Raw genomic sequence first — 25061 nt, forward strand, 5'->3', positions numbered from 1 at the left:
TAGAAGAAAAGCGAATCTTGAAGGTTATGCATGGGAGTAAAATGAAAAAGGCCATTTTTTAAAAAAGTCGACAAGCTACTTACAAAAATTTTCATGATAAAAGGCTAAACCAAAACTGGTTTAGCCTTTGTTGTGAGGTTAGAGCTGCTTGTCCGGAAATTGCCAACCTAAGCTGACTGCCGCCGGTTCCTTCTTATCCGGTTAGCCTTTTTATCGGATTTGCCATTCTTTTTGTTTTTGGAAACCCTGAAAAACATGACCAGTCCAGCACTACCTATCAGCATCCATTCAAGTGCATATTGATTGCTGCTGAAATATATTCCAGCTGCTGCGAAGACTAGCAATAGTATGCTTTTAAGGTAGTAATTTGACCTGGAATTGACCACCATTAGAACGGATAAGATGACAAGCACTGAAGGGATTAAGTGGCTTCTCTCTAATAAAGTTTGTTTGGTATATTGGCCATAAAAGTAATACAGAAATGATGCTAAAACTGCAAACAGTGAAAGAAAATACTTTATCTGGGACTGTTTAGGAAACAGAATCCAGACTGCTGCAAAGTTGATACCAACTGATATTGCCAGCTTAATCACCAAATCATTGAATATAAAGGTGCCCACCGGGACCTGCATCAAATCCATAACGTATTTAACGTTGAAAAGTACCGCTAGGAGGGCTGCGATTTTTACTGCAAGATTTACGTTCACCTTTGGCAGTTTCAGTTTTATTTTCTTAAGCGAAGGTCTAAATTTGGAGATGCGATTGGAGTTTGTCCTGCTTGGCGGAGTGACCCCCACTTTGGCCTCTGAACCAGCATGTTTGTTTCGCCTCTCCATCCTTGAGCTGCTGGGCTTGCCTTCCATTGTTTCCCGTATATTAACTCTTTGGTCCGTCTCCCACTCTGCCTGCGGTTCCTCAGGCCACTTTTGCTCACTATATTCTTGGCCATCCACTTTTTCTGGATGCTTATTTTCTGAATAAAAGCTCAATGCCTTTCACCTCTACCGTTTTTTGTTTAACACTACCATGAGATTATACAACTCCTATCCTAGAGGTTCTACCTAAAAAGCCGTAGGGGAAATATTGGCAGACTTATTTTTGAAATTGAATGGATTTCTCACCTGTTTTCACTATAGCCTTTTGGTTCTATGGGGAGATTAATAGCACAGGAAATATTGAAATTAACAAAAATAATAGGGGTTTAATGATAGAAAGATTAGTATATTTAATGTAATACCAAGGGAGTGAGGAAGGTAATTATGAACGAATCCTTTTTTTATTTAAAACTAGAAACACATGAATTATATATGCCTTATAAAAATGAAGAACGCCGCGTGCGTGTTTTATTGCCGAAAAACTATCATAAAGATAAGTCTGAAAGTTATCCAGTCGTCTATATGCATGATGGACAAAACGTTTTCTACAGTAGTGAATCTTTTAGCGGGTTTTCATGGAAAGTGATTCCGGCAATTAAACAAAATCCCGATTTGCCGAGAATGATTGTTGTTGGGATTGATCATGGCGGGCAAGAGCGAATTAATGAATATACGCCTTGGAAAATTACTGAAAGCCCGCTTCCTGAAGATTTTGAGCTAGGCGGAAAAGGCGCGGAATTTGCCGAGTTTGTCATGACAGTCGTGAAACCGTTTATAGATCAGCATTACCGGACGAAATCAGATAAGGTTCACACAGCAATGATTGGCAGTTCACTTGGAGGAAATATCTCGGCTTTTATGGGGATTGAATATAAAGATCAAATTGGTGGATTAGGAATTTTTTCTTTAGCCAATTGGATTACGAGTAAGGCCTTTGACAGCTATATTGCTGGGCGGGTGCTGGATCCTGAACAACGCGTGTATATTCAGGTTGGGACCGAGGAAGGTGATGATGCCGATCGGCAATTGATGTATGGCAATATGAAGCAGGCATATATCGATGGCTCGCTTAAGTATTATCAACAACTAATAAAAGGCTCAATTCCAATTGATAGCATCCGTTTTAATATTTTTGCGGATGAGGAACATAATGAAAAAGCATGGGCAAAACACCTACCCGAATGTTTGCGTTTTTTAAGTGAGAAATGGTCTTGAGCGAACTGAATAAGCATTTTAAGAGTGGGAGAAATTTCTCACTCTTTTTTTGAATATTTACTCATTTAAATTGATTTAAAAAGTAAATGATTGTATCATTTGTAAAAACTATGATTCTTTGAGTCCGGGAAAGGAGCCTTTTTTATGAATTATATTTTGATATCGCCATATTATCCGGTTAATTTTCAGCCGTTCGCGCATCGTTTAAAAGAAGCTGGCGTCAATGTCCTGGGAATTGGCGAAGAGCCATATAACCAATTAGGTTCCAAATTACAAAACTCTTTAACTGAATATTATCGTGTGAACAATCTGGAAGATGTGGATGAAGTGAAACGTGCTGTTGCCTTTTTATTTTATAAGCATGGTCCCATCGACCGCATTGAATCCAATAATGAACATTGGCTGGAACTTGATGCGCAGCTACGTGAGCAATTTAACGTGTACGGCAATAAACGTAATGACTTGAAGAAAGTTAAGCATAAATCTGAAATGAAGAAGCTCTTTAAACAAGCCGGTGTACCCGTTGTAGAAGGAAGAACCGCAAAAAATAAGCAGGAGTTAGCCAGGGCCATTGAGGAATTAGGGCTGCCAGTTATCGCAAAACCCGATAATGGAGTGGGTTCCGCTGCTACCTATAAACTGGATTCGAAAGATGCTGTACGCCGTTTTGAAGATGAATGGGGAGAAGCACAAGTGTACTTCTTGGAACCATTTGTCGAAGGAGGAGTGCTTTGTACATTTGATGGATTAGTGGATCAAAAAGGGGACATTGTTTTCAAAACAAGCTTTACATACAATGTGCCCACTCTGGAACTGGTTAATGGTCAACTTGATATGGCCTATGTGATTCAAAAAGATATTGACCCAAAGCTCGAAAAGTATGCAAAGGCAATCATAAAGGCATTTGGCATGAAAGAACGCTTTTTCCATATTGAGTTTTTTCAATTGGATGACGGGGATTATGTTGCACTGGAATACAATAATCGCTTGGCTGGCGGATACACGGTGGATATGTATAATTTCGCGTACTCCATAGATTTATTTGCTCAGTATGTTTCTTTAGTGACGGGAGGAAAATTTAAGGAATCCGAAACTGAAAACCATTTCTGTATTGGTGTAACACAGCGAGATGCGTATGAGTACAAACATGGGACGAATGATATTTATGAACGATTTGGCGACCGTGTTAAGCTTGCACAGCGCATACCAGAGGCGTTTGCGAAACTCCAGGGAAATCAATTTTATGCAATTATTGCAGATTCACAGGAGGAAGTCGATGACATTATCCGTTTTGTACATGAACGAAAAAATTAGTGATAGGAGATCCATTATGCATATAGAACATTTAAGCCATTGGAGTGGCGAATTAGGTCGTGAAATGCGGTTGAATAGATATGGACACAGTGGAATGCCAATCGTCGTTTTTCCATCATCCGGAGGGACGCACACTGAATATCATGACTTTGGAATGATTGATGTGTGCCATGACTTTATTGAATCCGGAAAAGTTCAGTTCTTTACATTGAGTAGTATAGATAGCGAAAGTTGGCTGCACGACTCAAAACCAGCACATGACCGCGCATTAGCCCACGCGGCATATGATCGTTATGTGATATCAGAAGCTATTCCATTTATTAAGCATAAAGCAGGCTGGTTTGATCCTATGATGACAACGGGATGCAGCATGGGGGCATATCATGCGTTGAATTTTTTCTTGAGGCATCCGGATGTTTTTCAAACAACCATTGCACTAAGCGGTATTTATGATGCTCGTTACTTTTTTGGGGATTACGGAAATGATCCGCTTGTTTACCAAAATTCACCGAGTGATTACATATGGAATCAAAATGACGGCTGGTTTATTGATCGATATCGGTCAGCAACTATCATTATTTGTACCGGGCTTGGGGATTGGGAACAGGATGGGCTGCCTTCATACTTTACATTAAAGGAAGCCTTTCAAGAAAAACAAATTCCAGCAAGGTTTGATGAGTGGGGCGAAGATGTTTCGCATGATTGGATATGGTGGAGACGCCAAATGCCGTATTATTTAGGAGAATTATTTTAATACAATGTCAAAAAACAAAGAAACGTTGAGTTGTTGGTTTTTTAGTGTGGAATAGTTTAAAGCTTGTGAGAGAACAGGGCAGTCGCACGGTGGATACTCGTGCGACTTTTCTTTATATTAAATTAGCAAGTGATCCAGGGTTTCGTAGATTATATTTGTTTAATAGCACTCCTGAATGGAGCAGAGTTATTCTGCCCCTGACCATCTTTTAATATATTCTTTGTTACCGAGTCCCCTCTACACCACCCCTCCTCGAAGAATGGCACTTTATTACTGTAAAATTACAGTTCTTTAACAAATCGCAGAAAAAGACGGAATATCCAAGTCAGTGACGAATTTTATAAGGATAGAGAAAAACAGGGGGAAATATCTTAGCTAACTAGGGGGACTACATATGCTGGAATTTGATGATTATATCGACCAATTTGCCAATATAAAAGTTATTGGGGTTGGCGGCGGCGGAAACAATGCTGTTAACCGGATGATTGAGGACGGCGTGCAGGGAGTGGAGTTCATTGCGGTGAATACAGATGCGCAGGCTCTCAAAATGTCAAAAGCGGAGATCACGATGCAAATCGGCGGTTCGCTAACCAGGGGCTTGGGAGCGGGTGCCAATCCTGAAATCGGCAGAAGAGCTGTCGAGGAAAGCAGGCAGCAGATCAAGGATGCGCTGGAAGGCGCAGATATGGTATTCATAACGGCCGGAATGGGCGGTGGCACCGGGACAGGAGCGGCGCCGGAAGTTGCCAAAATCGCACGCGAACTTGGAGCACTTACAATTGGAGTCGTAACTCGGCCGTTCAATTTCGAAGGACGCAAAAGGGCACAAAATGCTGCTGCAGGAATTGAAGAAATGAAAAAAGCCGTTAATACATTAATCATCATTCCAAACCAGAGATTGCTGGATATCGTCGACAAGCGTACACCGATGGTTGAAGCCTTCCGTGAGGCGGATAATGTCCTCAGGCAGGGGGTCCAGGGTATTTCCGACTTGATTGCCGTGCCAGGCTTGATTAACCTGGACTTTGCTGATGTGAAAACAATTATGTCCCATAATGGAACAGCGCTTATGGGCATCGGGGTGGCTTCTGGTGAAGACCGTGCAGCCGAAGCCGCCAAAAAAGCCATCTCCTCGCCACTGCTTGAAACAAGCATCAATGGCGCGAAAGGAGTGTTGATGAACATTACCGGTGGATTGAACCTCAGTTTGTTTGAAGTACAGGAAGCGGCCGATATAGTGGCAGCTGCAACAGATGACCAGCTGAATATGATTTTTGGATCAGTCATCAATGAAAACCTGACCAAAGAAATCATGGTGACTGTGATTGCGACCGGTTTCGATCATGATGAGAAAGAAGTGCCGCCGTCGAACACATCGCGACGTCAAGGAGACATGAGTGCTAATTCCCGTTCACAATACCACGCTCAGTCGAGACAGCGAGAACCTCTTGTCTATGAGGAATCGGACAATTATGGCTATGCTCAACATAGCCAATCCAGCAGTTACCGAGAATCCAGAAATAACAGCCAGTTAAACAGCTACGGAGAAACCGGATTCAACCAATCTGGCTATCACAGTCAGCCGCCTGTTTACGAAGAGCCCGAGAATTACGAACAGGATACCCAGCAGCAAGACGACTCGCTCGATACTCCATCTTTCTTCCGAAAGCGGAACAGAAGGCGGTAAATTACCCAACAAAAAGGCCAAATCATTTTCGATTTGGCCTTTTAATATTTCTTTTGCAAAAGCCCTCCGGCTGTGCGACTAAATTGCCCTCAAAAGGTTTATCCCGGCTTGTTGGGTTTTTAATTTCCGCTTGTAGGAACCTCTATCAAATGAGGATCAACAATAGAATATCCTTTGGCCTGCAGCCCCTTGACGATATCTTCAAGTGCATCCTTTGTCCACTCGCGGTCATGCATCAAAAGGTTTGCTCCGTTGGTGAGGTAAGGGCTGTCGACCATGATTTTAGCCAAAGCATCGCGGTTCTGGTATTGCTTCTCCCAATCGTATCCATACGTCCAGTTCATCAACAGCATGCCTTTCTCTGCGGCAATCTTTTTGGAATAATCCGTGTTCATGCCGAAAGGAGCCCTGAAAAAGACAGGCGAAACACCGGTGATTTCTTTTACCCTGTCATTCACGCTGATAATTTCCTTCTTCTGTTCCTCTTCTGGGATTTTTGTTAGATTTTGATGCGAATATGTATGGTTGCCGATGATAAAGCCCATATCATGGATCTTTTTCAATCTTTCCGCTTCTTCGGGAGTGTCAATAAAATGCCCGTTTACGAAAAAAATTGCTTTTACGCCAAGCTTGTTGAGGATTTCTGCCATTTCAAGCGCATGCTTGTCTGGTGCGTCATCGATTGTAATTAGGACATTTTTTTCATCTGACCCATCTAGCCGGTCGATAGTCCAATTGGCGGGATTCAGCTTATAGATTGGCTGGGTTTCTTCTGCCGCTTCCTCCGCGTTTTCTCCAGCAGGCTCTTCTGTTTTCTGCGGTTTTTCTACATTTTCCGTTTCCTTCGTTTCCTCCGAGGGTATAGGTTTTGTGACTTGAGATTCCTTGCCTTCTTTTGTTTCGCTACATGCGGCAAGCAAGGAAGCTGCTAACAAAATATGAATAAATGATTTCATGTTGATTCCTCCATTATGCTTATTCTAATATCTTCTTACCCATTGCAAAAGGGGAAAACCCAAATTTTTGCACCTTTTCGACGAAATTCTAACAAATTTCGAGTTTCGTCTTTATAATAGAATTAAAGACTACCAGAGGAGAAAACGAAATGAACTACAAAACTTTTATCGTCCTATTGGTTTCCATCCTGCTAATAGGATGCAGTATGCAGGGGAAAAGTGTTAGCCGACCGCAGCCAACAGCGGCAAGCACTCGGGAAAAGCCTGATAGTAAAATGGCTGAAAAGGCGGTACCCGCACTTTTTAAGTCCCCACTTACTTTTGATTACCCTAAAGATGGTGTAAAAGGAATTTATGTCACAGGGCCAACGGTGAGTGTTTCCAGGTTCGATGATCTGCTGAAACTTGTCGAGACGACTGAATTGAACAGCATGGTTATCGATATCAAGGATGATTTTGGTTTACTGCAATATCAGCCCGAAAAAGGTTCTCCTTTTGAAGAGATTGGTGGCCCGTACATAAAAGATCCCGGCAAACTAATGAAAACCTTGGAACAAAAAAAGATTTACCCGATCGCTCGCGTAGTTGTCTTTAAGGATAGCCACCTTGCAACAAAAAGGCCGGAACTAAGTTTTGTTGAAAACGGCAAAGTGTGGAAAAACAGGCGCGGCGAAAGCTTTGTGAATCCATTTATGAAGGAAGTATGGGAATACAACGTGGCCATCGCTAAAGAAGCAGCAAAAATGGGCTTCAAGGACATCCAGTTCGATTATGTCCGTTTTCCGGAAGGTTTTGAAACAAGGGATAGTTCACTTAAGTATTCCCAGGGAGAATACAGTAAAGTGGAAAAAGATAATGTCCAAAAGAGAGTCGATGCGGTAACCGATTTTGTCGCCTATGCGAAGAAAGAACTTGAGCCTTATGGCGTGAATGTATCGGTTGATATTTTCGGCTACTCGGCAACTCTTCCGGAAGCTCCCGGAATCGGGCAGAACTTTTCCAAAATCTCGGCCAATGTCGATGCGATCTCCAGCATGATTTATCCGAGCCACTGGACAAGCTATTTCGGCATTGCTAAGCCTGACCTGCAGCCATATGAAATTATCAAAGAGTACGCCAAGCATGAAAATAAGGTACTGGGTGCGTTGGAAAAACGTCCAATCTCAAGGCCATGGATCCAGGATTTCACCGCAAGCTATCTAGGGGCAGGAAACTATAAAATCTACGGGAAAGCCGAAGTGGAAGCCCAAATTCGGGCCTTGAATGAAAATGGAATCAACGAATTCCTATTATGGAATGCATCCAACCGCTATACAAGAGGGGTAGACTATACTCCCCTTAAACCATAAACTGTAAAAATACTAATTAAAAGATATCCGCAAAAGCTGCCTACACTTTCCTGATAAGTGGGGCAGTTTTTTGTATTTTTATATAAACCTTAATAATGAATACCTCTTTACTTCTTTTAAAAAACTGAGAGTAAGATACTAATTGTTTTTTTGGTGCCGTGCTTAGTGCCCAAAACCATCTTGGCCTGAACCGACCGAAAAATTTACTGCGGTCTTTTCTCATTTTCTTCAACTAATATGAAGAAAATGAAGTTCACCAATGATGGTTTGAACTAGTAATAGGGGGAGCGCGGCTGTTCCGTATTCAGGAAATTGAATATGCCTGGCAGGGAGAATCGCAGGGAGTAGTCTTTATTGGAAGAATCCTATCAAAGCATTACAAAACAGTATATGAACCTTTCTTCTGATACGCCGAATATTCCGGTTGATATAAGGGGAATTTGATTGAAAAGATTGTGTCAGGTGAAAATAATCATGAAAGAATCCAGGTTGAATGGCGGAAGAGGAGATTGAAGATGTAGATTATGTCGTTGTGAACCGCTGGTGATAGTTGTTAGTTAACGTGTATAAGGGTAGGCTAACCTCTCTGGATGATTTAATTTACAATAAAGGACAAAAAATGCAATAATTCGAATGAAAAAATTCCTTATATACTATTTTAATATACTATTTGGAAAATAATCTACTAACAAATACCTATTCCCATAGTGCAAATAGGAATTTAACATTAGTGAAAAATAATAAATCAGAAATTTAATTTGTAATAATGTGTAACTTCTTTTAATAGTTCCTCCTCCTAAAAATAACAAAATATTATGAATATTATATATATAATAGATTTGTCCAAAGTAATGGACTACTATAGGAGGTGCTGGGATTTGAAGAAACGGAAAAAATTGATTCAGGGGTTGGTAATGGCCACTGCGCTGACCGCGTTGGGCATTTCAACGCTTGCCCCAGGTTTTGCTGGGGCTGAACGAGACAAGGGGGACCCGATTCCTGAAGAGGAGTCAATCGCTATTGTCGAGCTTGAGGTGCCAAATAGGAAGGCACTAGAAAAGTTTGCAGAACTAGGGATCACCCTTGATCACGGAATTCATCAGCATGGGGATGGATTTGAAGTTGAAGTGGTAGCAACACCGTCACAAATTGCATTGTTAAAGAAAAATGGAATCCAAGTAAAGGACACACTCTTAACCGAGGGACAGTTTAATCAGAATGTTGCAGAAAGATCTGAAGCATTGCAGATTCAAGCAAGTGCTGCTGCTGCAGAGGACACGATTAAAGTCCTTAGGGCAAATCATTACACAAATCAATCTGGTACATTCCTTTATGTTGAGGCAAAATCCAGTGCAGGTACAACTGCCAGCACAGCCCTAACTGCAAAATGGGTTGAAGGTGGCGAGGAAAAGACTATTACAATGTCCAGGTTTGTTGATTATGGTGAATATATGTATCACTGGTTTGAGGTTCCAGTTGCAGATGTACCTAAATCCGTTACTATTACTAGTAACCTAGGTGGCAAAAATGAAAGCGCTATCACAGAGTGGTTGGGAGATAGAAAAGCTGGAAATCCAAAGAAACATTATGTGACGAACTTTGTTGATCACTATATGGACCCAACGGAGTTGTATGAGAGAGCTGAGCAGCTTGCAAAAGAATTCCCTGATTTAGTTGAAATTGTTGAAATGCCTAATAAAACAAACGGATACCGCCGTTTAGCTCAAGCAACAATGGGTGCCCTAACAACAAACGCAGTCGTGGTTTCCTCAAAAGCATGGGGACATGAAGGCGGAAACGATATCTCTGTTGAATTTGTAAATCCAGGAACGGCAAGTTCACCTCTTACTGTAAAGGTCGATGGAAAGAAAATTACTGTCCAGTTAGCAACCAATGCAAGCGGAGCTACAGTGAGTACCGCAAGGCAGGTTGTTGATGCATTGAATAACCAAGCAAGTAGTTTAGTTACTGCTACTACATACCGTGGCAATGCTGGTACAGGCGTAGTAGCTCCAGTTAATGCACAGTTAACAGACGGCCTGAAAGCGCCAGCTCACATTTCGCGTGAACCGCAAACGGTCAAAGCAATCCGTATCGGGAAGCACCGTGATGGAACTAAACCAGGGGTCCTTGGATATGCACAAGAACATGCTCGTGAGTGGGTCACTCCGCTAGTTACAATTGAAACAGCGGAGCGTTTGCTAAGAAACTATGCACACGATGGCGAAACGAAGCAGCTTGTCAACAATTTGGATATTTTCCTGGTACCTTCAGTTAACCCGGATGGCGGTCATTACAGCTTTTATGATTTCAATATGCAGCGTAGAAATATGACAAATCATTGCGGTCCGAATGAATCTGATCCTGGATATAGAAATGCCTGGGGAGTTGACTTAAATCGCAACCATTCAGCTGGTTCGGCTTACAATGGATTCGTTGGAGCTTCAACAACCAATTGTCGAAGTGACACTTATGCAGGACCTGCTATCAATTCAGAGCCAGAAGCCAAAAACTTGGTTTGGTTAGCGGATAAAAATCCAAATATCAAATTTGCAATGAATATCCATAGCCATGGCGGATACTTCATGTGGTCGCCTGGTGCTTATGACCCTAACCGTGTAACATTGCCTCGCCCAACAGCTGGCCAGGAAGCATTCTATTGGGCGGCGTCAAATGAAATTTTGACTGATATTAAAGAGCACCGTGGAACGGTTATTAAACCAAGCCGTACCGGTCCAATTCCTGACGTATTATATTCAGCCGCTGGTAACTCAGCTGACTACCTCTGGTATGAAAAGGGAATTTACGCATGGAACTTTGAAGTGGGTGCCCAACTTTGGAATAAGAACCTGAAAAGATGGGAGTCGGTTGGATTCCAACCTTCTTATGAAGAAGGACACGAGGAAGCAATGGAATTTGCCAACGGATTGATTGGTCTCATCAAGGTTGCCTATAACCAATCAAAGGATAAGCAACCTCCATCAACAAAAGCTGTGCCAGGAAACGGCAAATACTCCGGCCCTGTTAAGGTTGCATTTGAAACAAGTGAAGCTGCGACCATCTATTATACCCTTGATGGAAGCAAGCCGACATTTGAATCGGCTCATATCCGCCTAGCCGGAACCCGCGAGCCTGCCGAAGTATTGACGATTGATAAGACAGCAACAATCAACTGGTTTGCAGTGGATGCAGCAGGCAACATCGAGAAAAACTTTAATCCATTAACAAGCGCCAGTAACTTCAATTCTGTAACCATTACAATCAAGTAAAATAAAAGAGAAGCCTGGAGCAATCTACAAACTGGATTGCTCCAGGCTCCTTACTTTTATTAGACCATTTGATCTTAGTCGACCTCTAAAACTCCTCCAATTTCTCCAAGGCGTTTATTTGTAAACCTCCATTTTCAAGATTAGAATTGTTTGTATTTATCCACCTTCATTGTGCAAACTACTCCATTTTTCCAATTTGATAACCAAGAGTAGAAACCGGATATTAATTACTTCTTTTTCGGTTAAATCGCACAAATTTTTAACAATTTCCGGAATTTATAATCAATGTTGCTATTAAACTATATATAGGCATTTCGAAAAGGAGATTTCGTACGAATTTTTTGAAAGGAAGGTGTGAACGTGAAAGTAGCTGTATTAGGATCTGGATTAATGGGAAAAGAAGCTGCGCGTGATTTAGTGCAAAGTGTTGGAGTAGAAGCAATTGGGTTAGCAGATATTGATTTAGCGCGTGCACAACAAGTATGCAATCAACTCCAATCTTCAAAGTTGAAGGCATTTTCCTTAGATGCGGGGAACTCCGCTGAGATGGAAAATTTTATTAGCCAGTACGATGTTGTTGTGAATGCACTTTTTTATACCTTTAATGAAAAGGTTGCGAAAGCGGCTATTGCTACAAGGGTAAGTTCCGTTGACCTAGGCGGACATATCGGTCAAATTACGGACCGCGTGTTGGAGTTGAAAGAAGAGGCAATGGCAGCTCAATCGACGATAATCCCTGATCTGGGTGTTGCACCAGGTATGATTAATATATTGGCCGGTTACGGTGCAAGCAAGCTTGATCATGTCAAGTCCATTAAGATGTATGTTGGCGGGATACCTGCAAAACCTGAACCCCCTCTTGAATATAATCATGTTTTTTCAATGGAAGGATTATTCGATCATTATACCGATCCTTCCTTGATCATTCGCAATGGAATAAAGCAAGAAGTGCCATCCCTTTCAGAAGTAGAAAGACTCTACTTCGAAAAATTTGGTCCGCTGGAAGCATTTCATACTTCGGGTGGAACCTCCACAATACCACATTCATACCCGCATTTAGATGAATTGGAGTATAAAACAATCCGATATCCGGGCCATGCGGAAAAATTCAAATTGCTTGTTGACCTTAATCTCACCCGTAATGATTACGAAGTGGAGATTAAAGGGCAGAAAGTGAAACCAAGGGAAGTCTTGTTAAAAGTTCTTGGCCCGATTGTGGACTTGAAGGATAAAGATGATGTCGTATTGCTTCGCGTCATTGCCTCAGGAGAGAAAAATGGAGTGAAAACGACGTACGAATATGAAATGACAACATTTAAAGACCGTACAAATAACGTAACCGCAATGGCCCGCGCAACCGCCAACACTATTTCCGTGGTAGCTCAAATGATTGGCAATGGGACGATAGCCAAAAAAGGGGTCCACCCACCAGAGCAGATTGTCCCCGGAAAAGAATATATTGAAGAAATGGCAAAAAGAAACATTATCATCACGGAAACAGAGAAACAAGATTACCCAATCAAAATTTAAGCCTTCCAGCGCCTTCCTGCTAATCAAGCGGTTGGCGCTTTTTTAATGTTGAACCTACGGTCCTAATGCGTTGCTAAAACTACTTTTAATGGCCGATTCACCTGTTGACCATTCTTTTTATAAACTGAAATATAGCCAAAACTCAGTTTCCTAAAGGAATGTTGCTATTGTATAAAAAATTGTAATTTGGATATTTTCTGTTAAAATTTAAATTAAATGGTAAGAAAATACAAATAAATTATTAAATGTATTTAAAAAACAACCATGCGCAAAAGTTTAAGGGATATGTGATTGAAGGTATTACAAATAACTCTCTTTTCAAAAGTAATTTCAATATCTTTAACTTGTCTCTATCTAACTGCAAAGCAAGTACAATAATAATTTCTTTTGAGTTCGCAAAGCTGCATACATACGATCATGAGGTGAGCCCAATGCTGAAATCAGGTATATATGGTAAATATAATGGAATTGAATTTGAAATAACAACTGACATGGAAAATAACATCATGATATTGACTGAAGATAAAAGTAAAATAGATCATACTTTTGAGGATAAATACAATAGTGGAGTCTTCACCAAAATAGTAAAACCTAGTGAATTAGTGGACTGTGTAAATATAACGCATTTTGGAATCATACAGGGGGAAAAACTACGGATATTACAAGCTAATAGCAATGAGTACCAAATAGGTACGGGTTCTATTTTAATTGGGGATAAATTAAACTTGCCAAGAGTTGACCGGGATACGTGGCTTGGGTGGGTCCCAAAAAGTGAAGTAAAAGTACTAGAAGAAAAGACTTCAATAAATCCGCATAAATTATAATTTTTTAAAGAGGCATTATATACTGCGAAGCTCAAAATTCCTTGATGAATAAAAATATAAAAGCATTGGAGGTTGAGAGTTATGGATATTGATCAGGCAGCTGATTTATTGGAACAGGTGGGAATTAAAACGAAGGCAACGAATGATTCGATTCATGTAATTCCTTTTTATCAGGACGAAAATATTTACAAGCTAGAGAAGAGGGGAGTTCAGTGGGTCTATTTATTTATAGAAAATGAAAGGGGTACAGGAAAGGAAACAATTCTTGAAACTTTCCAATCTGAAGAAAAGGCAGCTATTTATTTTCTTCTCGTCACAATACGATCAAGCCTTAAAGAAAAGTATGTTTATCCTTATATTGAGAAAAATGCTTCATTAAACATAGGCGACACAAATTTTACATTTGCAGATTTACAGAAAGCTCTAGATTCACTTCCTATCAGACAAGTAAACTATAGCTTTTTTGATGAGGCTACTGTTCCATATAGTATACATCTATCACGTGTGACGCCAACTGAATCAAAGGTCCAATTCATTGGTAAAAATAATCAAGTTGTCTTTGAAACGATAGATCTGGAAGACGGGGATGCTTACTCAGCTATGTTTGATTACGTTTTTTTACTTGCTTTACTAGAAGAAACCGCTAATCGATTGGTGCAGCCAAATAAATTAATGTATTTCACGGATGAAGAAATTGGTATATTTTTATTTTTGTAGGGAACATTAGGGAGTTTTATCAGGCCTGGTATAGTTTTAAGAACATCAACCCTATCCTTCAAATATCCCGTCTTCCCTATTGCATGTTGCTACTAAAGGTCACAACGACGTATTAAGACAGGAGTTAAACGTTGCAAAAAGTGAAATTATAGGAAGGTGAGCCCAATTCTGAAATCAGGTAATTATGGTAAATATAATGGAATAGAATATAAAATAACAACAGACATGGAAAATAACATCAAGATATTGACTAAAGATAAAAGTAAAATTGATCATACCTTTGAAGATAAATACAATAGTGGAGTTTTCACCAAAATAGTTAACCCTAGTGAATTGGTTGATTGTGTAAGCATAGAGACTTATGGAATTATACAAGGGGAGAAAGTACAAATTCTTCAAGAAAACGAACATGAGTTTCAAGTGGCAACTGGTTCTTTGTTAATAGGGGAAAAATTAAACTTACCCAGAGTAGACCGCGATATGTGGCTTGGGTGGGTCTCTAAAAGCGGGGTAAAAGTAATAGAAGAAAAGATTTCAATAAATCCGCATGAATTATAAACTTTGGTATCTTAAATGCTGCAAAGTCCTCAATTCTTTTATGAAAAAAAACCTAAAAACCATAAGAGATTTAAAGACTATGACTATTAAGCAGGCAGCTGAATTATTAAGACAGCTTGGAATTAAAACAAAGGCCACGGATGATTCAATTCATGTAATTCCATTTTATCAGGACGAAAACATATACAAGCTAGAGAAGAGGGGAGATCAATGGCTCTTTTTATTTATTGAATATGAAAGAGGGACCGGAGAAGAAACAATTCTTAAAACCTACCAATCTGAAGAAGAGGCCTCTCTTTATTTTCTTCTATTCACATTACAATCAAGCCTTAGGTACAACTATCTTTATCCTTTTATTAAGAAAAATGGGTCATTAAATATTGATGACACAAATTTTACGTTTGCAGATTTACAAAAAGCGCTAAGTTTGCTTCCTATAGGCCATGTAAACTATAGCTTTTTTGATGAGCCTACTCTTCCGTATAGTATACATTTATCCCGAGCGACGCAAACTGAATCAAAGGTCCAATTCATCGGAAAAAATAATCAAGTAGTCTCTGAAACGATAGAACTGGAAGACTGGATCGCTTATTCAGTTATGTTTGATTACGTATATTTACTCGCATTGTTGGAAGAAACCGCTAATCGTTTAGGGCAGCCTAACAAATTAATGTTTTTATCGGATGAGGAAGTTGGAATATTTTTAACTGCCTAGGAGGAAGGGCAAGTATCTAATATACCTGACAATAACGTTGTGGAAAAGAAAGGGAAACTCGTATAAAGCAGAGTTTCCCATATTAATAAGAAAATTATTCAGTATCAAAGTATCATGGATGATTATCATACTGATATTGATTAAAAATGATGAGTTAAAGGTCGTTTGTGATGATAGAAGCTCCTTTAATCTCGTCCTAAAAACTTATTAAGAGCTGTTTTGTTTTGTTCCAAATCAACTTCCAGGACTTCTCCGATTCCTTCATGGCGTTCATTTGTAAAACTTCCATCTTCCGGGATCCGGAGTGTTTCTACTTTCCCGCTTTTATTGGTCAACATGTCTCTCCCAATTGTCAAAAGTGTAGCTGTGTCAACGTCTGTATCGATGTATGTATTTAAAACTCCTAATAGTTCAGGGAGCTTGGTAACGCTATGTAAACTAACGGCTTCCTCCTTTAATTTTGAGACGACTTCTTGCTGTCTTTGCACTCGGCCGAAATCGCTTAAACGGTCGTGGCGGAAACGGACATATCCTAACAGTTCTTTGCCATGAAGTCGTTGCTTCCCTTTCTCCAACGTCATTCCAATTCCATCGGACATCTCATCGGAGATATTTACTTCAATTCCATCTGGAATCAGGAGGTCGACTGACTTTTCGAATCCTTTAAAATCGACAATCGCATAATGATGGATATCCAAACCAAAATTTTGTTGAATGGTTTTCCTTAATAATTCAGGTCCTCCGTATGCATAAGCAGCATTTAATTTTTGCTCTCCATGTTCAGGTATGGATACATACATATCACGCATTAACGAAATAAGTTTTGCTTGATGGTTTTTGGGATTATAGTGAGCTATCATGATGGAATCCGTTCGAGCATTCTTTTCTCCCCGGGAGTCACTTCCCAGCAAAAGAACATTGACTGCTTCCTTTTTACTTTTCTCCCCTTGAAATGCATGCTTTGCTTCGACTTTTTTGAATGGCTGATTCACTTTGTTTATCGTTCCATCAATAAATTGAAATACATTTACAAGACCAATTAAAAAGATACTTAACAGGAGTAGGGCTGTAGTCACCCTCACCCATCTTACCTTTTTTCTCTTTCTTGATACTGACATGCTTGCACCACCTAGGCTGTATAATAACGATCAAATCAAATTATCAATTAATCTATTTGGCGTTTCTTTATTCTGTGATATGAAGTGTTAGAATCTGAAAAGGTTGCCATATTTTTAACTTGAAGTACACATTATCCCATAATTACATTTCAGTTTTTGATAGATTGGATTACAATTGTTTAAAATTCTGTTTACATTCAACTCGATTTTTACGCCTGATCAAATGGGAAAACAAGATAATGGAGGAAGATTGTATTTTTTGTCAAAGTGTTACCATGTTATAAAATTAAATGCAATTGTCTTAAAAAAAGAAATCTCTCCGGTTTTTAGGCCAGAGAGATTTCTCTTTTAATAGACTTACTCTTATAAGTCAGCCACAAAGCTGATTTTTGAGAAACGTAATGACTTCTCCAAGCGCCACCCTCACAACCGGGTCATTGAAATTCTTTTCAAATACATGTTCACCGTTCGGTATTGTAATCAGCTTGGCTGAGACTCCTTTTTTAACTAGGGCTGCTCTCATGTATACCGATTGTTCGTACGGAACGTCTGTGTCCTTTGTGCCATGCAGGAACAAAGTTGGTGGAAATTCCGGACCAACTTGGTGAATTGGGGAGAGCTTTAAAATTTCCTCGTTATTATGTACAGGATTCAGCCCGGTAACTTCCTGGACCCAGACGCCTTGCTGCCTGGCATAGAGATAATATAAGTAACGTCCCTCAATAGGCCCCTCGGAAATAATCTCTTTAGAACGAAGTCCCAAAGCAAGCTCGCGTGGGATTAATTCTTTTTTGCGATAAAAGGCGCTCGGTTCGTTAGCCCATTTGGCACTAATGTCCCCGTACCCATAAAAAGATACAATAGCCCGAGGCTTATGTTGAAACAAGCCGGTGTTAAGCGCAAGAAAACCGCCCGCGGAGCCGCCGACCACAACAATCCTCTCTGGATCAATAGCGTATTTCTCCACGCCTTCCGTCCGTAGCCAGGCAAGAGCATCCTCCACATCTTCAAGAATGCTGGCAAGCATTGATTCCGGTGCCAGCCTGTAATCGATGGAGAAAACAGCAAAGCCGTTATCCAAAAAAAGCTTGAGCAGCTCCTCGTTGATATCTTCTCGTGAGCCCCAAATAAAACCTCCGCCATGAATGTAAACCACAACCGGAGTCTGGTTATTTCGACCAGCCCTATAAAAGTCCGCTTTCAATTTAAGTTGATTTTTATTTTTATAAATAACCGTCTCTTTCAAAATATCAAGCACCTTTCATAATAGGATTTACGCAAAGACAGGGAATATTTGTAAGTGCAAGAGAATATTAAACCATCTTTACCCATTTTTTATATGATTTTCTATTTATTTCACCCTTGTCAAAAAATGCTCACAAATCATTGTGCATCTTGCACAACGAGTATCGAAAACTTTTGGTTTTCGTAAACAATGTGTAATTTAGGCAAGGAGTCTAAAATAACAAGTGTAAAGCGAATTCCTTAACTAACAATCTAAAGGAAATACCGCAAAGATTCAATGCAAAGGAAACCTTTACGATTGCAGGTGGATCAGTCAAAGGGAAAAGAAAGTGGCGTTATTTAGGAGAAGCCGAAACGTCCTTTTCATTGGACGGACGAAAAAATAGGAAAGCAGGAGGTCAAGTATGACTGTACAAGTATTAATCAAGCCAAACACATATTTTGATTCCGTTTCGTTAATGGCCTTGTCAACAAAGGCAAACCAGGTGGAAGGCGTGGAACAGGCCATCATCGCAATGGGGACGGAAATGAACAAAGAGGTAATGCGCAACGTCGGGTTAATGACCGCTGAGGTTGAAGAAGCGAAAACCAGTGATCTGATCATCGTTGTGAAAGCGGATTCTGACGAACTTTGTGAAAACGCTTTTGTAGCAATCAATGACCTGTTAACGAAGAAAGATACCGCAACGGTTGGAAAAGGTGAAGTGAAATATTCAACGATTTCATCCGCCGCTAACAGCATCCCTGAGGCAAATTTAGCAGTGATTTCGGTAAATGGTGCATATGCAGCCAGAGAAGCTAAAAAGGCGCTGGAAAATGACCTGCACGTTATGCTTTTCAGCGATAACGTTAGCCTTGAACAAGAAATCGAGCTAAAGAAGCTTGCCCATGAAAAAGGCCTTCTCATGATGGGTCCGGACTGCGGAACAGCGATTATCAACAATGTTGGCCTGGCATTCGCCAATGCAGTTAGAAAAGGCAGCATCGGAATTGTTGGCGCATCTGGGACAGGAAGCCAGGAAGTGAGTGTCCGAATCCATGAATTTGGCGGCGGCGTCTCTCAGCTGATCGGCACAGGTGGCCGCGACTTGAGCGAAGAAGTAGGCGGAATCATGATGCTTGATGGCATTAAGGCTCTTGAAGCCGACGATGCGACAAAGGTCATCGTATTAGTATCCAAGCCGCCGGCAGCAAGTGTTGAAGACAAAATTTGCGCACAAATCAAGCAGTGCTCTAAGCCGGTTGTCGTCTGGTTCATTGGCGGAAACGAAGAAAAGGTAACCGAAGCTGGCGGCCATTTTGCGAAAATGTCCAAAGAAGCCGCGCTAAAGGCAGTCCTCTTAACAGGAGCCGATGAAAGCACGATCAATAAAAAGGCACTGAACATGCCATTGGTCCAAGAGGTCCGGGCAAAATTAACCCCTGAACAAAAATACATTCGCGGCTTGTTCTGCGGCGGCACATTGTGTGACGAAGCGATGTATACGGCGATGGAAAAGTTCGAAAACGTCTATAGCAATATACAAAAGAACCCTGATTACCTCCTGAAGGATATAACAGTGAGCCAGGAGCATACGTTCATCGACTTTGGTGACGACGAATTTACTCAAGGCAAACCGCATCCAATGATTGATCCTTCTACAAGGATTGAACGGTTTAAACAGGAAGCGAAGGATCCTTCTGTCGGGGCTATCGTAATGGATTTTGTTCTGGGCTTCGGTTCTCACGAGGATCCAGTTGGCGTCATGCTTCCACACATTATTGAAGCGAAACAACAAGCTGAACAAGAGGGAAGGCACCTGGAAGTCCTCGGGTACATTCTTGGTACAGAGCTTGACCAGCAAAACTATCAGGAGCAAATCGATAAATTAGTAGCTTCAGGTGCAACACATGCATCAAGCAGCCAAAACGCCGGGTTACTGGCCCGTGAATTCGTTGTGAAAGGAGAATAATCGTGAGTAAAATTAACGAACTTTTTAAATCAGACTTGAATGTCATCAACGTAGGAATCGAGTTTTTCAAAGATGATATTTTAAAACAGAATGCCGATGCGACCCATCTGGACTGGAAACCGCCAGGCGGCGGCAAGCCGGAAATCATTGCGGCCCTTGATAAACTCGAGGATCCTGCTATTGCTGAAAAAATCGAAGAAGCGAACAGGCTTGCGGTTGAAAGAATTGTCAATTCACAGCCAGTGCTGATTGGTTTTGATAAGGCAATCAACTGTGTGCCAGGAATGACCAAAACAACGATTATCCATGCTGGCCCGCCAATTGCTTTTGAAAATATGAGTGGCCCGATGAAGGGTGCTGTTACTGGAGCGCTTGTGTTCGAAGGACTGGCAAAAGACATTGAGGATGCATACAAAGTAGCGGCGTCCGGGGAAATTACTTTTGCACCATGCCATGAGCACAACTGTGTTGGTTCGATGGCGGGAGTCACATCAGCTTCCATGTACATGCACATTGTTGAAAATAAGACTTACGGAAACATTGCTTATACAAACTTGAGTGAACAGTTATCCAAAATTTTGCGCATGGGCGCCAATGATGAGAGTGTGATTAATCGCTTGATTTGGATGCGGGATGTTTTCGGTCCAATCCTGAAAGCAGCGATGGAACTTCATCCAACAGGAATTGACCTGCGCTTAATGCTTGCCCAGGCACTTCATATGGGAGACGAGTGCCATAACCGGAATGTTGCCGGTACAACATTATTGATCCAGGCATTGACACCATACATTTTACAAGCGGATTTCCCGATGGAGCAAAAGGTTGAAGTGTTTGAATTCGTTGCAAGTAGTGACTACTTCTCCGGCCCTACCTGGATGGCGATGTGTAAATGCGCATTGGATGCAGCACACGGCATTCCAAATAGTACGGTTGTAACCACGATGGCCCGTAATGGTGTGGAATTTGGCATCCGCGTCAGCGGGATGGCAGGAAACACTTGGTTCACAGGTCCAGCGCAAAAGGTTGTCGGCCCAATGTTCGCGGGCTACAAACCGGAAGACGCCGGGCTGGATATCGGCGACAGCGCGATTACAGAAACGTATGGCATTGGCGGTTTTGCCATGGCGACAGCTCCGGCCATTGTTGCCTTGGTAGGCGGAACGGTTGAAGAAGCGATCGGTTTCTCCACACAAATGAAGGAAATCACAACAACTGAAAATCCAAATGTAACAATTCCAATGTTAAACTTCATGGGCATTCCGACAGGTATCGATGTCCGGAAGGTTATGCAGACAGGTATCAAGCCGGTCATCAATACGGCAATCGCCCACAAAGAACCGGGAGTTGGCATGATTGGCGCCGGGATCACTTATCCGCCAGTAGAAGCTTTTGAAAAAGCACTGGTTGCGTTAAGTGAAAATATTCAATAGGTTTTAACGACACGTTGGGGAAGCCGCCATTATCCCGGTTTCCCCAGTGTCTCCAATAATTTTTTATTTAAGGAGACTTTACTATGGGACATGTAGCTTTTTGGAAAAAGGGAGATATTGCGGCTTCCTTCGGTTTATTCGTTAACGTTTTAACAGACTTTTTGGTTATGATTTCTTTATTGATTGCTGTAGTCGGCATGCCAAAAGAATTTGTTTTTGGCCAGATTGTTCCTGGCTTTGGTTTTGCTGTATTATTATCTGGTATCGCATTTGCCTACTTTGCTTATCGATTGGCCAAGAAAACAGGCAGGAAGGATATTACCGCACTGCCGTCCGGTTCAAGTTCACCTGGTATTTTCCTAATCGTATTTGTCATTATGCTTCCTTTATATCATCAAACACAGGATGCCGTTTTCACAACAAAAGTTGCCATCCTCTGGTGCTTCGTTGAAGCCGCGATTCTCTTAATTGGCGCATTCCTCGGCGAAACGATTCGTAAAATTGTACCAAGGACTGTATTGCTCGCAGCTTTGGCAGGTTTAGCTTTTGTATTCCTTGGGATGAACCCAATGCTGCAGTCCTTCGAAATGCCTGTAGTCGCATTCGTGGCACTGATTATCATCTTCATGAACTGGTTAAGTAAACGCCCGGTATTTAAAAGAATCCCTACAGGATTGCTGTTAATCGTAGTGGGAACAGCTATCGCCTGGATCGCTGGATATCAAAATCCTGCTGATGTGACTGAAGCCCTGAAATCATTTGGTTTTAATCCACCAATGTTGCATTTAGATGGATTCGGCGACAGTTTCAAAGCAGCCCTCCCTTATCTATTAACTGCTGTTCCTTTAGGATTGTCTAACTACATTTTTAACCTTGAAAACGTTGAAGCCGCTGCAGTTTGCGGTGATGAATATAAAACTAGGGATGTTATGCTTACAAACGGTATTTGTTCTGCAATCGGCGGACTTTGCGGAAATCCATTCCCAGTAACAGTCTATGTTGGCCATGCTGGCTGGAAAGAAGTCGGCGCAGGTTTAGGCTATTCCATTGCAAGCTCTGCCGCAATCTTCCTTATCTCCATTTTCAGTCTGATGGGTCTGTTGCTCGCTGTTGTGCCAATTGCCGCTATCGTTCCGATGCTCGTGTTCATCGCAATCGTCACAGGGCATCAGGTTGTTAGGGAAAGCCCGAAATTCGAGGCGCCGGCAATCTTTGTCTGTTTCTTCCCTTGGGTTGCGAACTGGGCACTTGTCGCTGTAAACAATGCCATTTCTGCTACTGGCATGTCAGTAGGGGAAGCAGCCGGACAAGTTTCTTCACACGCCCTGCATAACGCCGGATTATTCTACGATGGGTTGGTTGCTTTAGGCAATGGTGCTCCGATTACGAGTGTTATCTGGGGATGTATCGCGGTATTCACAATCCGCAACACGCCTATCGGCGGTATCATCGCTGCATTGATCGCAGCCGCTCTAACATTTGTCGGTGCAATCCACACTAGCACGCTTGGACTTGCGCAGGACATTGCGATGCCGTTCGTTTGGGGATACTTGCTAATCGCACTATTCCTTGCGTATAAGCTATACGTAAACAAAAAAGATAATCTTGGACCAATTACAGAGTAAAAAGTATAGAAACCCAGGAATAGGAATAATTTGATCCTATTCCTGGATTCATATCTTATTCAGTAAAAAAGCTTGATCATAGAACACAACAGGAGGAACTACAAATGGATTATATGAAATTGGCAGCGGACGCGACATTCGTAGGAATGGCGAATAAAGTCGGAGGGCCTTTCGGCGCAACCATTGTACGCGGCGATGAAATTATCGCTGTCGTGAGCAATACAATGATGAGAGATACTGATGTTTCCGCGCATGCTGAAATGGTTGCCATCCGTGAAGCTACTAAAAAACTGGGAACAATGGATCTATCGGATTGCGTCATTTATGCAACTTGCGAGCCTTGCCCGATGTGTGTATCCGCTATTATCTGGTCAGGCATTAAAGAAGTATATTACTGCAATACGAGCGAAGATGCCGATAAACATGGCTTCTCAGATATGCACTTGCGCAAGTACCTAACTGGTGAAGATAAAAGTGTGCTCAAGATGGTTAAGGTAGAGCAAAGAGAAGACTGTGACGAGCTTTTCGAGTTTTTCCATAAGCACAATAAATAACGCCACCTTCTCATAAAACAAATCCGGTATTGTCAAAAGCAGTACCGGACGTATTTTTTAAAGGGCCAGAAAACAATTGAGGATTTAAAGTCAATCAAAGAGGTGTAAACAACAGTGGATGCTGAACGATTAAATCAGGAACTAATCGAGGCAAGCGAACAAGGAAATAGTGAAGCACTTCGCCAGCTTTTGGCGGAAGGGGCGAATGTTTCTTATAAAGATGCTGATGGACGTACAGCCCTCATGGCTGCGACGCAAAAAAATCAAATCGAGTCGGTTAAACTGCTTCTGGAGGCCGGAAGCGACGTAAACACGAGGGACATCACTCTTTTGACGCCTTTTATTTGCGCGGGCGCCAACGGTTTTCACGAAATATTAAGCCTGATGCTGAATTATGGAGCAGATTTAAAGAGTGTCAATCGCTTCGGCGGGACAGCTCTTTTGCCGTCAAGTGAAAAAGGATACTTGAAAACAGTCCAAAGATGTTTGGATGCAGGTATCCCGGTGAACCATGCGAACGATTTAGGGTGGTCAGCGTTACTGGAATCGGTCATTCTCGGAAACGGCGGCCGTTTGTACTCCGACGTTATCGAACTGCTCGTTGAAGCAGGCGCGGATGTGAACTTACCTGACCGCGATGGGAAATCTTCGCTTCAGCATGCAATCGATCTTAAGCAGGATAAGGTTGTTCAAATTTTGCAGAAAGAATATGTTGAGAAAAACGAAGCGATCAGACAGGCAAAACAGTTAGGACGGGCTGATCAGTTTGATGAGGCTATAGGGATAATCGAAAAAGAGCTGGAAAGCGATCCGAATAATCTCGATCTACTCTATTACAAAGGGTATTTCCTCCAGGAATTAAAGAGGTACTCAGAGGCTTTGGAACAGTATCAAAAAGCATTGTCGATCAATCCCAATGACCTGGATTTCTACTTCTACACTGCAAATTGCCTCCGTCTGATGAAAAGGCCAGAAGAAGCCTTGGCGGAATACGATAAAGCGGTTGACTTGGATCCGGAAGAAACGTTCTATCTGTACCATAAATCGAATTATTTAAGAGAGCTTGGCAGGCATGAAGAGGCAGTGCAGGCAATGGAACGATTGCTGAAAATGCAGCCGGACCGCTATGACTTCTCTTTCCATAAAGCCAATAGCTTGCGATCTTTAGGAAAACATGAGGAAGCGATCGAGGCCATTGAGAACGCCATAAAAAATGATCCAGAAAACCCTCTTTACCATACACATAAGCAAAAATCGCTTGAGCTGCTAGGGAAAGAGTGATTTCGGCCGTCCATTGTGCAGGTTGCCTAATCAAAACCGTTTGGCATTAGTTACATTGCACAGTCGGTACCATTGGGCAAAATAACCAATGTA

The 25061-nt window shown here is 41.6% G+C and carries 20 protein-coding genes; 16 read left to right on the forward strand and 4 right to left on the reverse strand.

The features are described 5' to 3' along the window. Nucleotides 1-167: 167 nt before the first annotated feature. A complete protein-coding gene (locus tag BN1002_RS08475) occupies nucleotides 168-953 on the reverse strand; it encodes a hypothetical protein (RefSeq protein ID WP_148362748.1) in 786 nt (261 codons plus the stop codon). 306 nt (nucleotides 954-1259) lie between these two features. Here BN1002_RS08475 and BN1002_RS08480 point away from each other — a divergent pair, with 306 nt between their 5' ends. The 4 genes from BN1002_RS08480 (at nucleotide 1260) to ftsZ (ending at nucleotide 5845) form a co-directional block, all read left to right on the forward strand. Beyond that, nucleotides 1260-2090, forward strand: a complete 831-nt coding sequence (locus BN1002_RS08480; protein WP_048824564.1) for an alpha/beta hydrolase — start codon at nucleotides 1260-1262, stop codon at nucleotides 2088-2090. A 144-nt stretch (nucleotides 2091-2234) separates the two neighbouring features. Next, a complete protein-coding gene (locus tag BN1002_RS08485) occupies nucleotides 2235-3404 on the forward strand; it encodes an ATP-grasp domain-containing protein (protein WP_048824565.1) in 1170 nt (389 codons plus the stop codon). A 16-nt stretch (nucleotides 3405-3420) separates the two neighbouring features. Next, the gene (locus tag BN1002_RS08490) at nucleotides 3421-4158 is read left to right on the forward strand and encodes an esterase family protein (protein ID WP_048827843.1); all 738 of its coding nucleotides are present in this window, start codon (nucleotides 3421-3423) and stop codon (nucleotides 4156-4158) included. Nucleotides 4159-4552: 394 nt separating this feature from the next. Continuing rightward, nucleotides 4553-5845, forward strand: a complete 1293-nt coding sequence (gene ftsZ / locus BN1002_RS08495; RefSeq protein WP_048824566.1) for a cell division protein FtsZ — start codon at nucleotides 4553-4555, stop codon at nucleotides 5843-5845. Between the two features lie 119 nt (nucleotides 5846-5964). Here ftsZ and BN1002_RS08500 read toward each other — a convergent pair whose 3' ends face one another. Further along, a complete protein-coding gene (locus tag BN1002_RS08500) occupies nucleotides 5965-6801 on the reverse strand; it encodes a polysaccharide deacetylase family protein (protein ID WP_048824567.1) in 837 nt (278 codons plus the stop codon). Nucleotides 6802-6950: 149 nt separating this feature from the next. On the opposite strand from BN1002_RS08500, the gene BN1002_RS08505 reads away from it, so the two are divergent. From BN1002_RS08505 to BN1002_RS08535, 7 genes are all read left to right on the forward strand, one after another. Continuing rightward, the gene (locus BN1002_RS08505; RefSeq protein WP_048824569.1) at nucleotides 6951-8150 is read left to right on the forward strand and encodes a putative glycoside hydrolase; all 1200 of its coding nucleotides are present in this window, start codon (nucleotides 6951-6953) and stop codon (nucleotides 8148-8150) included. 878 nt (nucleotides 8151-9028) lie between these two features. Beyond that, nucleotides 9029-11419 carry a M14 family metallopeptidase gene (locus BN1002_RS08510; protein WP_048824570.1) on the forward strand — a complete coding sequence of 797 codons (2391 nt, stop codon included), beginning with the start codon at nucleotides 9029-9031 and terminating at the stop codon, nucleotides 11417-11419. Between the two features lie 360 nt (nucleotides 11420-11779). Further along, nucleotides 11780-12949, forward strand: a complete 1170-nt coding sequence (locus tag BN1002_RS08515; RefSeq protein ID WP_048824571.1) for a saccharopine dehydrogenase family protein — start codon at nucleotides 11780-11782, stop codon at nucleotides 12947-12949. A gap of 431 nt (nucleotides 12950-13380) precedes the next feature. Further along, entirely contained in the window at nucleotides 13381-13773 is a 393-nt protein-coding gene (locus BN1002_RS08520) for a hypothetical protein (protein ID WP_048824572.1), read from the forward strand. An 81-nt stretch (nucleotides 13774-13854) separates the two neighbouring features. After that, entirely contained in the window at nucleotides 13855-14490 is a 636-nt protein-coding gene (locus tag BN1002_RS08525) for a hypothetical protein (RefSeq protein WP_048824573.1), read from the forward strand. 156 nt (nucleotides 14491-14646) lie between these two features. Beyond that, entirely contained in the window at nucleotides 14647-15048 is a 402-nt protein-coding gene (locus tag BN1002_RS08530) for a hypothetical protein (protein WP_231575002.1), read from the forward strand. A gap of 79 nt (nucleotides 15049-15127) precedes the next feature. Continuing rightward, entirely contained in the window at nucleotides 15128-15763 is a 636-nt protein-coding gene (locus BN1002_RS08535) for a hypothetical protein (protein ID WP_048824574.1), read from the forward strand. Nucleotides 15764-15948: 185 nt separating this feature from the next. Here the strand turns inward: BN1002_RS08535 and BN1002_RS08540 are convergent, their stop codons facing one another. Together BN1002_RS08540 and BN1002_RS08545 are read right to left on the reverse strand one after the other, a co-directional pair. Next, nucleotides 15949-16881: an LCP family protein gene (locus BN1002_RS08540; protein WP_048824575.1), complete on the reverse strand. Its 933-nt coding sequence runs from the start codon at nucleotides 16879-16881 to the stop codon at nucleotides 15949-15951. Between the two features lie 370 nt (nucleotides 16882-17251). After that, nucleotides 17252-18127 carry an alpha/beta hydrolase gene (locus BN1002_RS08545; RefSeq protein WP_048824576.1) on the reverse strand — a complete coding sequence of 292 codons (876 nt, stop codon included), beginning with the start codon at nucleotides 18125-18127 and terminating at the stop codon, nucleotides 17252-17254. A gap of 403 nt (nucleotides 18128-18530) precedes the next feature. Here BN1002_RS08545 and fdrA point away from each other — a divergent pair, with 403 nt between their 5' ends. The 5 genes from fdrA to BN1002_RS08570 all read left to right on the forward strand — a co-directional run bounded on the left by fdrA (nucleotide 18531) and on the right by BN1002_RS08570 (nucleotide 24968). Continuing rightward, entirely contained in the window at nucleotides 18531-20078 is a 1548-nt protein-coding gene (fdrA, locus tag BN1002_RS08550) for an acyl-CoA synthetase FdrA (protein ID WP_048824577.1), read from the forward strand. A 2-nt stretch (nucleotides 20079-20080) separates the two neighbouring features. Continuing rightward, complete coding sequence (locus tag BN1002_RS08555) at nucleotides 20081-21508, forward strand: YlbE family protein (protein WP_048824578.1); 1428 nt, start codon at nucleotides 20081-20083, stop codon at nucleotides 21506-21508. A gap of 83 nt (nucleotides 21509-21591) precedes the next feature. Continuing rightward, nucleotides 21592-23133 (forward strand): xanthine permease, encoded by a 1542-nt coding sequence (locus BN1002_RS08560; protein WP_048824579.1) that lies wholly within the window; start codon nucleotides 21592-21594, stop codon nucleotides 23131-23133. A 104-nt stretch (nucleotides 23134-23237) separates the two neighbouring features. Next, entirely contained in the window at nucleotides 23238-23687 is a 450-nt protein-coding gene (locus BN1002_RS08565; protein WP_048824580.1) for a nucleoside deaminase, read from the forward strand. Between the two features lie 114 nt (nucleotides 23688-23801). Next, nucleotides 23802-24968 (forward strand): ankyrin repeat domain-containing protein, encoded by a 1167-nt coding sequence (locus BN1002_RS08570; RefSeq protein WP_048824581.1) that lies wholly within the window; start codon nucleotides 23802-23804, stop codon nucleotides 24966-24968. Nucleotides 24969-25061 lie beyond the last annotated feature (93 nt).

Origin of the sequence: Bacillus sp. B-jedd (genome assembly GCF_000821085.1) — a bacterium.
Taxonomy (GTDB): Bacteria; Bacillota; Bacilli; order Bacillales; family Cytobacillaceae; genus Bacillus_D.